15 protein-coding genes are annotated in these 15,793 nt (G+C 40.5%); 9 read left to right on the top strand and 6 right to left on the bottom strand.

The window, feature by feature from the left end:
* Nucleotides 1-111: 111 nt before the first annotated feature.
* Entirely contained in the window at nucleotides 112-3,801 is a 3,690-nt protein-coding gene (locus A7967_RS09660; RefSeq protein ID WP_054205271.1) for a S8 family serine peptidase, read from the bottom strand.
* Between the two features lie 232 nt (nucleotides 3,802-4,033).
* Between A7967_RS09660 and A7967_RS09655 the strand changes: the two genes are divergently transcribed.
* Both A7967_RS09655 and A7967_RS09650 read left to right on the top strand, forming a co-directional pair.
* Nucleotides 4,034-4,504: a DUF2721 domain-containing protein gene (locus A7967_RS09655; RefSeq protein WP_054205272.1), complete on the top strand. Its 471-nt coding sequence runs from the start codon at nucleotides 4,034-4,036 to the stop codon at nucleotides 4,502-4,504.
* A gap of 139 nt (nucleotides 4,505-4,643) precedes the next feature.
* Nucleotides 4,644-5,096, top strand: coding sequence for a c-type cytochrome (locus tag A7967_RS09650; RefSeq protein ID WP_054205273.1), 453 nt, complete (start codon nucleotides 4,644-4,646; stop codon nucleotides 5,094-5,096).
* A gap of 64 nt (nucleotides 5,097-5,160) precedes the next feature.
* Here the strand turns inward: A7967_RS09650 and A7967_RS09645 are convergent, their stop codons facing one another.
* The gene (locus A7967_RS09645; protein WP_054205274.1) at nucleotides 5,161-5,832 is read right to left on the bottom strand and encodes a cytochrome b/b6 domain-containing protein; all 672 of its coding nucleotides are present in this window, start codon (nucleotides 5,830-5,832) and stop codon (nucleotides 5,161-5,163) included.
* Nucleotides 5,833-6,004: 172 nt separating this feature from the next.
* On the opposite strand from A7967_RS09645, the gene A7967_RS09640 reads away from it, so the two are divergent.
* From A7967_RS09640 to A7967_RS09630, 3 genes are read left to right on the top strand one after another with little or no spacing between them, the layout of a single operon-like run.
* On the top strand, nucleotides 6,005-6,856 hold the full coding sequence (locus A7967_RS09640; RefSeq protein WP_082379035.1) for an AraC family transcriptional regulator: 852 nt from the start codon (nucleotides 6,005-6,007) through the stop codon (nucleotides 6,854-6,856).
* A 29-nt stretch (nucleotides 6,857-6,885) separates the two neighbouring features.
* Complete coding sequence (locus A7967_RS09635) at nucleotides 6,886-7,572, top strand: AzlC family ABC transporter permease (protein ID WP_054205319.1); 687 nt, start codon at nucleotides 6,886-6,888, stop codon at nucleotides 7,570-7,572.
* Entirely contained in the window at nucleotides 7,569-7,868 is a 300-nt protein-coding gene (locus A7967_RS09630) for an AzlD domain-containing protein (RefSeq protein ID WP_054205275.1), read from the top strand. The genes A7967_RS09635 and A7967_RS09630 overlap by 4 nt, the downstream gene beginning before the upstream one ends.
* 39 nt (nucleotides 7,869-7,907) lie before the next feature.
* On the opposite strand, the gene A7967_RS09625 is transcribed toward A7967_RS09630, so the two are convergent.
* Nucleotides 7,908-9,062, bottom strand: a complete 1,155-nt coding sequence (locus A7967_RS09625) for an iron-containing alcohol dehydrogenase (protein ID WP_054205276.1) — start codon at nucleotides 9,060-9,062, stop codon at nucleotides 7,908-7,910.
* Nucleotides 9,063-9,220: 158 nt separating this feature from the next.
* On the opposite strand from A7967_RS09625, the gene A7967_RS09620 reads away from it, so the two are divergent.
* Nucleotides 9,221-10,090, top strand: a complete 870-nt coding sequence (locus A7967_RS09620; RefSeq protein WP_054205277.1) for a LysR family transcriptional regulator — start codon at nucleotides 9,221-9,223, stop codon at nucleotides 10,088-10,090.
* A gap of 162 nt (nucleotides 10,091-10,252) precedes the next feature.
* Complete coding sequence (locus A7967_RS09615) at nucleotides 10,253-10,735, top strand: glutathione peroxidase (protein ID WP_054205278.1); 483 nt, start codon at nucleotides 10,253-10,255, stop codon at nucleotides 10,733-10,735.
* Nucleotides 10,736-10,777: 42 nt separating this feature from the next.
* On the opposite strand, the gene A7967_RS09610 is transcribed toward A7967_RS09615, so the two are convergent.
* On the bottom strand, nucleotides 10,778-10,966 hold the full coding sequence (locus A7967_RS09610) for a PA3496 family putative envelope integrity protein (protein WP_082355672.1): 189 nt from the start codon (nucleotides 10,964-10,966) through the stop codon (nucleotides 10,778-10,780).
* 398 nt (nucleotides 10,967-11,364) lie between these two features.
* Between A7967_RS09610 and A7967_RS09605 the strand changes: the two genes are divergently transcribed.
* On the top strand, nucleotides 11,365-12,162 hold the full coding sequence (locus A7967_RS09605) for a YggN family protein (protein WP_054205280.1): 798 nt from the start codon (nucleotides 11,365-11,367) through the stop codon (nucleotides 12,160-12,162).
* Nucleotides 12,163-12,218: 56 nt separating this feature from the next.
* Here A7967_RS09605 and A7967_RS09600 read toward each other — a convergent pair whose 3' ends face one another.
* Complete coding sequence (locus A7967_RS09600) at nucleotides 12,219-13,661, bottom strand: aminotransferase-like domain-containing protein (RefSeq protein ID WP_099458982.1); 1,443 nt, start codon at nucleotides 13,659-13,661, stop codon at nucleotides 12,219-12,221.
* Between the two features lie 124 nt (nucleotides 13,662-13,785).
* Here A7967_RS09600 and A7967_RS09595 point away from each other — a divergent pair, with 124 nt between their 5' ends.
* A complete protein-coding gene (locus A7967_RS09595) occupies nucleotides 13,786-14,715 on the top strand; it encodes a DMT family transporter (protein ID WP_064435644.1) in 930 nt (309 codons plus the stop codon).
* A gap of 59 nt (nucleotides 14,716-14,774) precedes the next feature.
* Here A7967_RS09595 and A7967_RS09590 read toward each other — a convergent pair whose 3' ends face one another.
* On the bottom strand, nucleotides 14,775-15,665 hold the full coding sequence (locus tag A7967_RS09590) for a diacylglycerol/lipid kinase family protein (RefSeq protein ID WP_082355671.1): 891 nt from the start codon (nucleotides 15,663-15,665) through the stop codon (nucleotides 14,775-14,777).
* Between the last annotated feature and the right edge of the window lie 128 nt (nucleotides 15,666-15,793).

Genomic DNA, 15,793 nt, shown 5'->3' with positions numbered 1-15,793 from the left:
ACATCTAAACAATAAATGTAACAGTCGTTACTTATGATTACAGGTTAAAACAAAAACACCGCCAATTGGCGGTGCTTTAATTCAGGTAAATATTACCTAATAAAAACCAGATTATTTTTGCTTACGACGACGCATAAATGCAAATGGCGCAGCAAATAACGTCAACCAAGCAAGTGAACCACCTGAACTTTTCTTCTCTGGTGTTGGTACAACAACATCTTCGGCTGGGTCTTGTGTCACTGCAATAATGACCTCCACAGCTTCAGATGTATGACCCATAGAATCGACCGCAGCTACCATTACTTTAATCTCAGTTATTGCTTCATAGTCAATACTGCCTGCGACTTTCAGTTCACCTGTAGCTGAAATACTTACAAGCTCACTGCCCGTCACAGTATAACTAGCAATTGGTGTCGCATCCGCATCAGGGTCTGTTGCTGTTACTGAACCAATTACAGTATCCACTGCTGCATTTTCTTGCACAGAGAAACTTTGTTCTGCATCAACAACGGGTGTTACTTCAGCGCCTTCATCTGCAATATTATTTATAGTGACAGTAACCATCGCCGACTCAGAAATATTTCCAGCGGTATCAGTCGCAACGACTTCCAGTTCAACCATCATCAGACCTGCTTCGTAGTTAAGCATATCTTGATTCATCACAGTAACTTCACCCATTTTTGAAACAGATATAGCCGTAGAAGTAGAGCTTAAAACAATGAACTCCGACACTGGATTAGCTAAGTCAGCGCCATATGTTACTTCAAGCATACCGATAACAGTGCCATTTACCGTATTTTCATCAACCGAGAACGCTGCATCAGTAACCATTGGTGCTGTACCACTGTCTGCGCGAGGTGTCGCAACTAAAGGTGCTGAACCTGAACTAGACAGGACCATAAAGTCTTGTCCTGCATTCATCAATGTTCCTGACTCGCCGGGTTGCAACTCAGTGATTTGATTTTCATTACTATCAACCACAGCTGCTAGCACGTCGTTAGATGCGTCTCTAAATGTATAAGTACCCATTACGGTATCACCAGAACCCGTCGCGATAGGTGTCCATGTCGCTTCTTCTGTTCTAAAGCGAACATTGGCTGTTACTGTATCGATGCTTTCAGCAGTTAAACCAAATGCACCTAAACAACTTTGCATTGTGAAATGATTATTACCGATAACTTGATAGATATTATTTAGATTACCACTGCCTGAACCATAACCATGTGTAAAGGTAAGTGCACTTCCTGGTTCTACATCGTCAGAAAACCATTCGTTTTTACCATTTTGAACCGTGATGTCATAAGTGCCATCTTGATCTAAGTCAAAATCAGCCATGAACCCACCCACGTATGTGTGAGTAATACCTTCATTGAAGATCATTGTTGTTAGTGTTACAAAACCGTCTGCACATATATCAGTAGAAACTGCGAATGTTTCAATTGATCCACCGACAATATCAAAGCGCTGATCTTCATCAACCTCACCTGTTGCTACAACTGGCGCAAATACTGGTTTAAGCACTGTCGCACCGGTATTTGTCAATTTATGCATTGGACCTTTCTCAGTCATTTCAGGTGTTACCGTTACCTGTGCATTTGCTTTTGGTAATACGTGATACACAAGGTGGAACGCTTTCATATCCCCTTCAGAGAAAACAAGCGCACCGTCTAATTCAAGGTTCGTTAAATCTGCTGTGACAGCCTCAGAACCAACATTAGATGCATCCAATGTCCACTCTGGCAAGGTTGAAGGATCAATTTTTGCCATTACGTCAAATGACATTGTTTGACCTGCAGGCACAGTGATTGTTGCAGGGTATTGCATTGTTAACGAGTTACGCTCTACATCATTTGCATAACGCTGTTCTAATGAAAGTGTATAAACTTTATCAACGTTTGAGAAGTTCTTCACTTGAACCGTTTTAGTCAGCTCTACCATTTCAGCGGCATTAACTAAACCAAACGAAAGCGCAGCTTGTTTAGTGTCTTTAGCCCAGGCTGCAACTGGTAATTCAGCTGCTTTTTTAACATCAACCAAGCCAGCACCGATATAACTAATTGGCGCAAGTTCGGCATCTGGATTAATTGCGCGAGGCTCCATTGTTACATCAAGATTAGCAGCATTCATTAATGTCGCTTTAAGCTCAAATGCATTGCGTTCTGGGTGTGCTTCTTTAAGAAGGCTCATCGCACCAGCGGTTATAGGGCCAGAGAATGAAGTACCAGTAGCACCTGTCAAGCCATCACCTAAACCTGGGTGAGCAGTCATGATATTTACACCTGGAGCGGTAATTTCAGGTTTTAGTAATCCACCCATTGAAGGACCACGTGATGTAAAGTCAGCAATTGCCCCAGCTAGTACAAGGCGCTCTACAGCAAGGGTAAATTCTTTCCCTTCTTTAAGTGCCATACCCGTTTCTAAGTTAACACCAACTGATGGAATCGTTACGGCAGCATCAGAGCCCCCCATAGGTGCCGGTGTACCATCATCTGAATTATTGGCGATAATCACAAATGCAGCGCCTTTAGCTTGTGCTGCCAATACTTTTGTTGTAAATGCACAGCCACCGCGGTCAATAATCACGCCTTTACCTGTAAAATCAATACCCTCAGCAAAGTCGACACACGCAGTTTGATTTTCAGCTGGGTAAACCAGCTCAATATCACCCGTGGCAAAACTAAATGCTGTTTGAGGACCGAAACTAGCTGGTTGCACGGTGACATCTTTACCATCAACCATGCCATTACCGATACCTTGGTCGCCCGTTGGGTGAGTCATTGCACCTACAGACAGTGCATTTTCAGATGTACTAGGTCCGCCAACAATAAATGGATATGCGCCGTCATTACCCGCTGAAATAACAACGTTAGTACCTAGTTTAACCGCTTTATTAATAAATAGACCTACCGCGTCATTTGCAAAGTCACCATAATCACCACCCAGTGACATGTTAATAACATCAACACGGTCGGAAATGTCACCATCTTTATTCGGATCCATTGCATTTTCAAGAGCAAGTAACTGGGCTAAACCAGGACAACCACTGTTACATACTGAATATACGTAAAGATCAACATTTGGGGCAATACCATTTACTGAATTAGAAACGTGTGTACCGTGGTTAGTGTTAACATCGATTGGATCGGCATCATCATTTATATAGTCATAGCCGCCTTTGATTTGCGCTTGCGGCCAATCAACACTTGCTGGATCTGCCACTGCAGCATCATATGCTTCTTTAGTGCCCGCCCCACCAAATGCTGCGTGGGTATAATCAACACCAGTATCAAGCACAGCAACTTTAATGCCTTGGCCTGATGCAACACCACTTTCAACTAATGGTGTCGCCATTATGTAATCAGCGCTATCTGCAACACTTAGCTCGTAATCATATACTGGGTAAATCGCCTCTACTTGTTGATTATTCAATAAACGTGCTACGTCTTCTTGATTACCGTTAACGACGATTGAACTCACTAGAGTAGACGTTTTTGCAATGACTTGTAGCTGCAAATCCATAGAAGAAATAGCTTGCTCAACACTTGTTTGCGCTACTAAAGCTTGCGTACGAACAGCTGAAACGTCAGTACTTACTACTTGAGCTGTTGCAGGGGCATGCAGTTTAATCAACCAGCTAGATGCTTCGCCGCGAACCTGTTCTTTTTTTACGCCAGCTGTAGATTGGACATTTTTTTGAGACGTCAGATTATATTTTTCAAAATTATTAGCATGAGCTGATGCGCAAAAAGCACTTGCGACAGCAAGAGCAACCGCCGTTCGCTTAATTGAATTAGAATTCATAGTATTCCCCTGGATATATAATGGTTATGATTGTTTTTATTCGAGACTTTAAGTCATGTACAATATAAAACCATAATGTCGTAAATAACAACTATTTTATCACCTATTGTTTACACTTTATTTCTTAAAACAAAGCGACTAACATTAATAGGTTGATTTTAATTGAGTTTTAAATGCCCGCCCTTGTAAATGAATGTAAACATAAACGCAACAATACCCAAAAGAGAAACTGATGAACAATGAAGTTATCAATATATTAACAATGGCTAAGGTAATACAGACAGCTGTAGCGCCGGTATTTTTGATCACAGGTATTGCCGCAACGTTGGGCGTATTATCAAATCGTTTAGCACGAATAACTGACAGAGCCCGCCAACTTGAACGTAAATTGAAGGTCAGTACTGATGAGGAATTTAATACCTCGCTAACCACAGAGCTCAGAGCACTACTAAAACGATCTCGCTTTATCCATATCGCATTTAGTTTAAGTGTATTAAGTGCTGTACTTGTGTGTGCCGTGGTTATGCTGCTGTTTTTATCGCATATTCAGGCAGTTAATTTAGGAGTCACTATCGGTAGTTGTTTTGTCGGCGCCATGGCGTTACTGATTTGTGCGTTTATGTCACTCCTTGGTGAAGTATTCTTAGCCACGCGCAGTATGCGCAGAGGAATGATATTTGCCGACATAGATATCAATGACTAAAAATATGAATCAAAAACGATAACTTAAGTTTAATGGTTAAAGCTAAGTTAAGTTTAACCGCAATAAACTTGAATAATATGACCTACTGATATACAACAACGGTTGTTAACGCTATGAATACAATTAAGGGGCGAAAGGAATGAAATTAAAACAGCTATTTTTAGGCACAGTATTATCAACATTAGCGCTGGGCGCATCAGCTGAATCTGTATTTGAAGAGCCAAGTGATGCGATTGAATATCGCCAAGCTGCATTTTCAATGATCCGTGTACAAATTGGTGATATGGGCGACATGCTAAAAGGCAAAGTAGAGTTTGATGCACAACGCTTTCAAAAGCGTGCAAATAATGCAGCAGCATTGTCTAAAATGCCATGGGAAGCATTTGGCGCTGGCACTGATAAAGGCGATACATCTGCCCTTCCAGCAATTTGGAGTGATAACGAAACCTTTATGAAAAAAGCAACTGCATTTCAGCAATATGCTGATGAGCTAGCCGTTGCTGCACAATCTGGTGATAAAAAGCTAATTGCCAAAGCTTTTGGTCCTTGGGCTAAAGGCTGTAAAGATTGCCACACATCATTTAAAGATTAATCTTTGAACCGATAAGCTTTAAACAAAATGGCGCTCAATCAGCGCCATTTTTGTTTTTTAATTGCTAACTAACTAAATAACTTAGCGGCTCTGCGCCCCACGTCATCAATAGTCCACTTAGTAATACAACAAAAATAACAATTGCTAACCAAGGCGATTTGGTTACTTTAACCTCTGTATTACCTGCTTCTTTGTCCGTATACCCGGTGACCATCGCTTTAACTAACCTTTTGCCTTTAATGCGGTAAATAACAATTGCCACAACGTGTAAAATAATCGCATAAAATAATAAGTCGAAATTTGTGTGGTGCAACCAGCCCGCCCACTCAACCACATTATTAGAGGCATATTGCACCAATGGTCCGTCGGTTAAAATATCGTCCGTGGTCATTAAGCCACTCACTAACTGCACCAATAACAATGCAAAAAAAGCGAGCACCATATAACTGCCCGCAGCACCATGACCCACTGGCTCATTAGTTTGTTTAAACGATTTGATTGCCGCAATAGGAGAATGTAGTAATGCACTTAACTTCGCCGTTTTACTACCAATTAAGCCCCATATAAGACGCGTTAACAGCAGCGCTAATGTAAAAAAACCTGCGATAAAATGCAGTTCCATCATGCCTTCTTCAGCACTAAAATACAGTGTGGCAATTGCTATTACGAGTAGCCAGTGAAAGCTACGAATAAACCCATCCCATACTTTAATACGTTTAACCACTTGATCATCCATCGTAATAACTACCTCTTAAATATATACTCTATAATAATGCCACAGACTGCTTTACACGACTATTTCAACGCGGCGAATAACCGCAGGTATAACGCGCAATTTTTTACAAGCTTTGTATATTGGTTTAGATATACTCAAAGCTATAAGAGCTAAAATAACAAAAGCGGCGCCAATGAAAGATGAACAATCAACTTTTTATCACCATGAGAAATTAGGCGGGTTAGAGGCTTTACAAGCACGCTTTACTCATCAGAATTTTTCACGCCATAGCCATGAAGGCTACACCATTGGTTTAATTGATTGCGGCGCGCAAAAGTTTTATCGCAGTGGCAGTGACCATATCGCACCAAAAAATAGTATTATTTTAGTCAATGCCGACCAAATTCATAATGGCCAAACAGCAACCGAAGCAGGCTGGTCATACAGAGCAATGTATCCGCGTCCAGAGCAATTTGACGCACTTTCTCAAGAGTTAATAGGTATTCGCTGTGGCGCACCTTATTTTGATTTTGCTGTTTACAACAATCGCTCACTTACCCACCAATTAAATCAACTACTTAATTGCTTAACAACTACAGTGAAAAATAATAACCAACTGCACACTGAAAGCTTATTTTACAGTGTGATGACTCAGTTAATGCTTTCATTTAAACAAGATTACCGACAATTAAAACAACTAAAACCCAAAGCAAACCTTACACATGCACAGCAATACCTTGATGAATATTGCTGTGAAGAGATAAGCCTTGAGCGAATAGCCGCCCTGAGTCACATGAGTCCATTTCATTTTATTCGCCAATATAAAAAACAATATGGTTTAACTCCTCATGCATACCAAATACAGCGCCGTATTCGCCATGCAAAGACATTGTTAAAACATGGTTTAAATGTCAGCCAAACAGCAAACGAATGTGGCTTTCATGATCAAAGTCACTTACATCATCACTTTAAATCTCGCATTGGCATTACGCCTGGCCAATATAGAAATCTATTTAGCAGTTCATTAACGAAGGATACACAGTGAAAAAGGCATTACTTAAAGGTTTTTTAGATATGCTACCGCTGTGTTTAGCAGTGATCCCATGGGGTATTTTATGTGGATCGTTAGCGGTACAGAATGGTTTTACAGCTCTCGAAACACAAGCTATGTCACTATTGGTTTTTGCAGGCTCAGCGCAACTGGTTGCCATTGAACTAATGGCTGGTAATACGCCGTTATTAACTATTTTATTTACTACTTTTATTATTAGTTCACGGCATTTTTTATATGGGTTAGCGGTACGCCACAAAGTAATAGATCAACCTTTGCGTTGGCGCCTACCTGTAAGCTTTGTACTCACTGATGAATTATTTGCATTTTCTCACCACCGCAAAGCCTACCGTACAAAAACGCGTTTAACCTATGCGCTAAGTGCCGGATTTAGTTTTTATATAGCGTGGAATTTATGGACTTTTATTGGCATTGTAGCAGGGAGTTTATTGCCCGATTTAACCACCCTCGGTTTAGATTTTGCCATTGCCGCAACATTTATAGCGCTGGTTATTCCTGGCATAAAAAACCTTGCAACCTTAGCAACGGTTGTAACCGCAGGCATAGTTGCTAGCGTTTTAAAAAGCCAAGGGTTTGAGTTGTGGTTGGTTGTTGCTGCACTGAGTGCTATGACCGTGGGGTATATTATTAGCCGTGTTATTAGTCGCACAAATAGCCAAATACATATAAAACAGGCGCCTAAATCATGATGACAACTATTTTATTAATGGCCTGTATTACTTTTTTTACCCGTTACTTATTTTTACACCGCGCTTTGCCCTTTAAAGTCGGACCAAAAATGCAGCAATTTTTAAGCTTTAGCGCCCCTGCAGTGCTCACTGCTATTTGGGTGCCTATCGTATTTGTAACAGATAATGGTATTAACCTAAACTGGCAAAACCCATACCTCAGCGCTGCAGTTGTCGCAATTATTGTCGCGTATAAAACGCATAATATTTACTACACAACGCTGGCTGGTATGGGCCTGTTTTTAATTTTGAATTAGCGCCAGATCAATGCGCCAATTCAATTGCCGATACTGGCGCTAAACACTGGCAAGTAAAACAGCACGGCTCTTTTCAAGAGTAACTTGCTCTCGCTCACCGAGCGCCGTCATGCCGTGGCGCTCAAGCTGCTTAACAATTATATCTGCCACTTCTTCACCTAAGTTGTAATCACTTAGACGAGTTGGCATGTTTACACTATGGAAAAACGCCTCTGTTGCAGCAATTGCTTGCTCAATAGCGGCATTTTCATCGCTAATGTCAAGGCCTAAAACACGTTGTGCATATTGTAAAATTTTACCGCGTTTCGTTTCTTTTTGCTCAGCCATCATACGTGGCAATACAATCGCTAACGTTTGTGCATGATCAAGGCCATACACTGCCGTCATTTCGTGCCCTAGCATATGCGTTGACCAATCTTGCGGCACACCAGCACCAATTAATCCATTTAAGGCCATCGTTGCCGACCACATAATATTAGCGCGCACTTTGTAGTTGCCTGGCTCACTAAATGCTTTTGGGCCTTCTTCAAGTAAGGTCATTAAAATACCTTCAGCAAAACGATCTTGTAACTTAGCGTCTACATCGTACGTTAAGTATTGTTCCATAGTATGAACAAACGCATCAACAATACCGTTAGCTACTTGGCGTTTAGGCAATGAGTAAGTCACTGCAGGGTCAAGCACAGCAAATTGCGGTTGTACAAATGGGCTAGCAAATGGCAATTTGTCATGACTATCAAGGTTAGATACAACACTAAAGGTATTTGACTCAGACCCCGTTGCTGGCAAAGTTAGCACTACACCTAACGAAATCGCTGACTTAATTTCACCACCTTTAGCTAAAATATCCCACGGTTCACCTTCATAATTTGCCGCTGCAGCAATAAATTTACTGCCGTCAATAACAGAACCGCCACCAACAGCTAAAATATAGTCAATCTGTTTCTCTTTAACTAAAGCAACCGCTTTCATGCACGTTTGATAACTTGGGTTTGGCTCGATACCTGCAAATTCAAACCAAGTATGCTCACTTAACGCATTACTTACTTGTTCATAAATACCATTTTTTTTGATGCTGCCGCCGCCATACGTAACCAGTACTTTTGCGTCAGTTGGGATCTCACTTTTAATTAATGCGACTTGTTGTTCGCCAAAATGAATTTTTGTTGGGTTTGCAAAACTAAAATTTAACATGCTTGCTCCATTAATTGATTATGCATAATGCGTGGTGACCAAATGATTGTAGACTTTTAACGTTTAAATTAAAGATTAAGATCAGGCAATCACTTTTGCACAGCTGCAACAATGAATGATATAAACTATAATTACTTAATATTTTGAGAACATAATATATGTGGCAAGGCCTTGATGAATTTTTACATGTCGTTGAACATGGCAGCTTTACCCATGCAGCAAAAGCTATGGAAGTGTCAACATCTCATATTAGTCGCCAAGTACAACAATTAGAAAACCGCTTAGGCTCAGTGCTGTTTCAACGTACCACCCGTAAAATAAGCTTAACTGACGCAGGGCGTGAATACGCAGTTAAACTCAAAGCCATAAAACAAGAACTTATAGACGCTAATAATCAATTACAAGGCGAACAACGCAGACCCAAAGGCCTTATTCGCATTACCGGCGCGGGGGAATTTGTCGCAACTAATGTAGCACCCAAAATTGTTGAATTCGTAAAACGCTACCCTGACGTGGAAGTCGATATGGACTTTAATAATCGCAACGTTGACCTCGTAGAAGAAGGTTTTGATTTAGCCATTCGTTTTGGGCGTATGCAAGACTCGAATTTAATCGCGAGACCACTATGCCCTCGCATCATGACGCTCGTTGCAAGCCCTGACTATTTACAACAAAACCCCGCTCCTACAACACCTCACCAGCTCACTAAACATAATTGCTTAGTGGCAATGGGTAAACGCTGGCGATTTAATTTTAATGGCGAAATCAAAGAAGTAAAAATTACTGGAAACTGGCGCAGTAATCATCCACGCGCATTACTCAGTGCAACATTGGGTGGATTAGGGATTGCCCACTTAGCTTGCGATATTGTTGAGCAATACGTGCAACAAGGCCAATTAGTAACGCTGCTTGATGAATTTCAAGTCACTGATAATGCATCTTGGTTAGTATACCCACGCAAAGATTTAATGCCGTATAGAGTACGTTTATTGATTGAATATTTACTCACAAGTTTTAGGGCGTGTTGACCTTTTCAGATTAAAATTCGTTCAATCCTAAGGCGATTTAATCGCGGCGCGAGGTTTGTAACCGAGTGGGCTAAGTAAAAATCGAGCAAAGCTAGATTTAAGCTGTATGTCTGTCACAACTCAGGATAGAATTTACCAAACAACAATAATAAAGTGAGCATCATGAACGACTTTCACCAACTTTCAGCCACAAACTTACAGGGCCAAACATTTGATTTTAGTAACCTTGAAGGCAAAGTGGTTTTAATTATTAATACCGCCAGCAAATGTGGCTTTACACCGCAATACGAAGGCCTGCAACAATTGCATGCAAAATACGCCGAGCAAGGATTGGTTATTATTGGTTTTCCATGTAATCAATTTGGTCAACAAGAACCTGGAAACGCTAAGGATATCCAGCAGGGCTGTTTAATTAATTATGGCGTTGACTTTGTGATGATGGGCAAAGTAGATGTAAACGGCGAACATGCACACCCCGTGTTTAGGCATTTAAAATCAGCCTTACCAGGGTTTTTGAGTCGTAAAATAAAATGGAATTTCACAAAATTTTTAATCGGCCGCAATGGCGAACCTATTAAACGTTTCGCTCCTTTTACCAAGCCGCAACAAATCGAAAGCACGATCATTAAAGCACTTAAAAACTAAAAGCAATAAAGAGGCATACGCCTCTTTATTTTAAACTGTTGCTTAGTGATTCATGTACTCATCAAAGTCATCATCACCTAAGTTTTTACGCAAGCGTTTTTGCTCCAGGTAGTCTTCCAACTTTTTCTTCACCTTTTGCTTATTCTTGTCGTGTTGATTACGCCCAACCATTTCGTACTCGTCTTCAACAAAAGCGTCATCTAGCGCATCGTAACTAAATGTCTTACCCACAACCCACTCCATAAAGTGTTTGAGACCAATGTAGGATTTTTATCACTGCCATTGGTAAAATTAAAATGTTCAGTGCGCTTATTCAACATAGTGAAGCGCACCAAAGTAAAGCCACAACCCATTCTAAAATGATGTTATGTCAGTAATGTGAATAAATAGCGTTAAATTTGAATTCTGGAAAGTGAGACTTTTTTATCGAAACGATAAACATTATTTATGCTTATAAATTTTTTAGTCATTTTGACTAAAAATTAGTTTTTTTATCATTTAATAGACCAATCAAAAAATAAAGAAAAGACCCTAACAACATGATTATTAATATTAATTTTTTTTGGCATCAAACTTGATAACAACTAAGTAAGCATTCGTTATAATCAACACATTAGCAGGATATAAAAATGAAAAAATTACTTTTAGTAGGTTCTTTATTTATTGCCACAGGGGCAATGGCGCACAATGATAACGACTCGCATATTTCATTTAGCGGCGATTCGTGCAAAGTAGAGTTTCAAAATGATGTTCGCATTAAACCAAACGAACTCGAAATTTTTACCGCTAACGATCACACCATGACTTTCACTAACAATGGCGAGCTCATTGTTGATGGCCAAACATTGGCATTAGATGAGCAGCAGCGTCAAGCAATCAGCGACTACTCAGACAGCCTACGAGGCCAGCTACCTGAAGTTGCTAACATTGCACTTGAAGGTGTAAAAATTGCCGGCGTTGCAATTGAAGAAGTCGCCAATGCATTTAACATCCAAGGTCTAGACAGTATTAATGACCTAATGGCAGAGATTCAGGTTGAGGTAGAAAATACCTTTTATCAACAAGGTGCCTTTGTAATGGGCCAGCAAAGTTTCAATGACTTTGGCGAAAATTTTGAAAGCCATTTTGATGAACAAATTGAAAGTGCCGTTGAATCAGCAATGATGCAATCAATGGGCAGTATTTTGATGGCATTAGGGTCTGAGTTAATGGGTGCCGGCGGCGATATGCAAGCCTTTGAACAGCGTATGGAAAATATGGGTGCACAAATAGAAGAAAAGGTAGAACTGCAAGCAAACGCACTGGAAAAACGTGCTGATGCATTATGTGATAATTTTTCAACGATTGCAGCGCAAGAGCAGCAACTTGTTAAATTAGTACCAGAGCTAAAAAATTATCAATTATTTAGCTACAAACAAAACAACTAAACTCATATAACAATTTGATATCCCTTTAGCAGCACTCTTTTAAACGTGCTGCTTTTTTACTTTTTAGCTAAATGTATTAACTCACCAAGTTTAATAATTGCTTGCTCGACTCGTTCATTCCAAGGCAAGCCATAACTTAACCGTATACAGCTGCGATATTTATTCGTTGCCGAAAATATATAACCCGGTGTAATACTAATACCATTCTCTAGCGCGAGTTGAAATAGCTTAATACTGTCAAAGCTTGGCCCTAAATCAACCCAGACCACGCAGCCACCTTGCGGATCACTAATACGTGCCGTGGCAGGAAAAGCTTGCTGCAAACACCAAATCATCCGCTCTTTATTGGTACGCAGACGCTGCCTAAGTAATTTTAAGTTACGCTCATAATCACCACTGGCCACAAACTCATATAACGTCCATTGATTAATTAAAGATGTTGAGCAGCTTAGTGCTCGTTTATAACGCCTTGCGCGCGCTGCAAACTTTCCCGCAATTAACCAACCAACCCGATAACTCGGAGCCGCTGTTTTTGAAAACGAAGAACACGTTAACACGAGCCCCTTTTTTGAATACGCTTGTGCAGGTATGCCTCGCTCGGGAGTAAAATGCAAATCGCCGTACACATCATCTTCAATAAGCACTACATCTTGTGATTCTAATAGCTCAACTAATTGTTTACGCTTATGATCCGGCATAAAGCTGCCAACCGGATTGTTGATCGAAGTTGAAAACACACAGGCTTTAATATCGTGATCTTGCAAAGCTTGGTTCAGATCATCAAGCCAGATCCCATCATCAGGACATAGCGGGATCTCCAGTGCTTTAAGGCCTAAACTCTCGATCAATTCAATGATCCCAAAATAACAAGGTGACTCGATCGCAATCACATCTCCCGGCATTGTCGCACATTTTAACGCGATCGCTAGAGCCTCTTGTGCGCCATTGGTGATCACTAATTCATGGCTATCAACCCCAATACCAAAATCTAAATAACGATGGATCAACTGCTTTTTAAGCGGCGCAAAACCATCCATCGCCCCATAGTTTATTGCACGACTCCCTGCAATCGACATTACCCGACGCATGGTCCGGCTAAGCATTTTATCGGTTGGGGCTGCCGCAACAGGGTTTGCAATACCAAAAGGCACCACATTCGCTTGATGGATGGCATCGTATACTTGCTCAATTAACACCTGCATATTAACTGATACAGGCGCGCGGCTCAGCTTTACTCGTTTAGGCCGAGCAAGTTGTGTATTAACTGTTTTTAAAAAGTAACCAGACTTTTCCCGCGCTTCAACAAGACCTTGTGCCTCAAGAGACTGATAAGCCAATTTTACAGTCGGGATGCTCACATTGAGTTTTTCGGCCATTTTGCGTAATGAAGGAAGTTTCTCACCAGGGAGCAGTGTGCCCTGCTCACTTAAATCGCGAACAAGTTGCATGACTTGCTGGTATAAAAAATCATGATTAGTTTTACTGATCACTAACGACATTGCATTTGCCTTTCACTCAAAGCACCCCAAATCTGTATAGGTTGCATTTATAGTTTTCTGTGTATGTTAAGTATACAGAAGCGAACTAAAATGAACACTTCATCTTCACACTTGGACCAAGGCCATGAAAAGTATCGCGCTGTACACTCTCACCGTTTTGATTTGGGGCTCTACGTGGCTCGCTATTGAATTTCAATTAGGTGACATCGCCGTTGAAGTTTCGCTATTCTATCGCTTTAGCCTTGCAGCTATTTTGATGTGGATGTGGGTGGGCGTAAAAAAACTCCCCATGAATTACACCCGCCGAGACCATGGTTTTTTTGTTTTATTAGCGTTGTGTAATTTTGGACTTAATTATTTGGTTCTTTACTGGGCACAAAATTACTTAACGTCAGCCATGACATCCATTGCTTTTTCAATGCTGCTCATAATGAATATTATTAATACCCGCTTATTCTTTGGTAAACCTATCGCCAAACGTATTTACAGCGGCGCTATTTTAGGTGTTTTAGGCATCATTTGCTTGTTTTGGCCACAGTTACAGCAGTTCGACTTGAGTAACGGGGTGTTGGTCGGGTTACTACTTGCTCTCAGTGGTACCTTTGTGGCTTCATTAGGGAATATGGTCAGTGTTCGCAATTCTCACCAGCAAATAGGTGTTATGCAAGGTAATGCGTGGGGCATGCTATATAGCGCGATTGGGCTATTATTTTACGTCATTATTAGCGATGCTCAGTTTAGCTTGTCGGCACCTGCAAGCTATTGGTATTCATTAGTTTATTTATCTGTATTTGGCACTGTTATCGCATTTGCTTGTTATTTTGCATTACTAAGAAACATAGGCCCAGAACGCGCCAGTTATGTGATTGTATTATTTCCTTTAGTTGCCGTTGCACTGAGCACATTATTTGAAGGGTTTATCTGGCAAACGAATACGTTTATAGGCTTTAGTTTAGTGCTGGTAGGTAACGCCATTGTACTAACCCCAACAAAACGAATTAAAGCATTTTTTGCAGCGCGGTCATTGCATCAAAAAAGCTCCATCCCCGGTTAGAATACGTTTTAAACGTAACTAACCCCAAAGCGCCTACTTGTTAGGCGCTTTTTTTATTTTTAACTGCATACTTTTTTTATCTCTAACTGTATAGAGGTACACGTTGGCACACAAAAACGTAGGGCTCGTGGATGCACTTGAATAGAAGCAGGTGTTACACCAATCAACTCGCCATCGGCTTCAATAGGTAAATTAGGTGTATTAATGGTTGCAACCGTCACGCGTTGATACTCAAGTCCTGTCATTGTATGGTGATTGCGTAGTAATAAACGCATAAAACTATATAGGTTGCCCAACAACCCACGCGCAGGCATGGCATAGCATTCCAAGTAACCACTGTTCAATCGTGCCTTAGGTGCAATAGCCAAGCCGCCACCAAAATAACGATGGTTCGCAAATACAGTGATTAGATTTTTATACGCATACTCACGCCCTGAAAAATCACTGGTGATATGCGTACCTTTATAACCTAATAGATATTTAAATCCTGCCAAGCTATAACCAAGCGAGGACCGAGCAGGTTTTGTCTGCAATGCTTTGACAACATGAGCGTCAAAACCAACCCCTGCAATATTGACAAAATAACGGTCATTTATTTGCCCAACATCTATTTTGACATCACCTTGACTAAAAACCGCCGTGCGCCACTCTTTATCAGAGCAGCCAAAGCCTCGTGAAAAATCATTCCCTGTACCTAATGGCAATAACGCCAACGAACACGAAAGTCCCACAAGTGCATTAACAGCTAAATTGAGTGTACCATCCCCTCCAACCACCACTGCACGTTGATAATATTCCGCGCGTTGAGTTATTTTTTTGCAATCTGGATGAAAATTTCCCGTGGTATATATTATTTCAGTACTTATTTGTCGTTGATTGCACTCATGGAGTAACCAATCACATACTTTTTTATGATTTTTATTTGTACTTGGTTTAATAATTATCAACATCGTAATATCAATCTACCCACCCATTCAAAAAAACACATTAACAAAAGATAAATTAATCTGAATAATTAGTCACTTTTTTTATTTCACAATGCATAAAAAATAAAAAATAAAATTAAAACCCTTTAAAT

The organism is Pseudoalteromonas neustonica (assembly GCF_001653135.1).
In the GTDB taxonomy this organism is placed as follows: domain Bacteria; phylum Pseudomonadota; class Gammaproteobacteria; order Enterobacterales; family Alteromonadaceae; genus Pseudoalteromonas; species Pseudoalteromonas neustonica.
The sequence above is the reverse complement of the archived record's forward strand: the minus strand, read 5'-3'. Positions and strand labels throughout refer to the sequence as shown.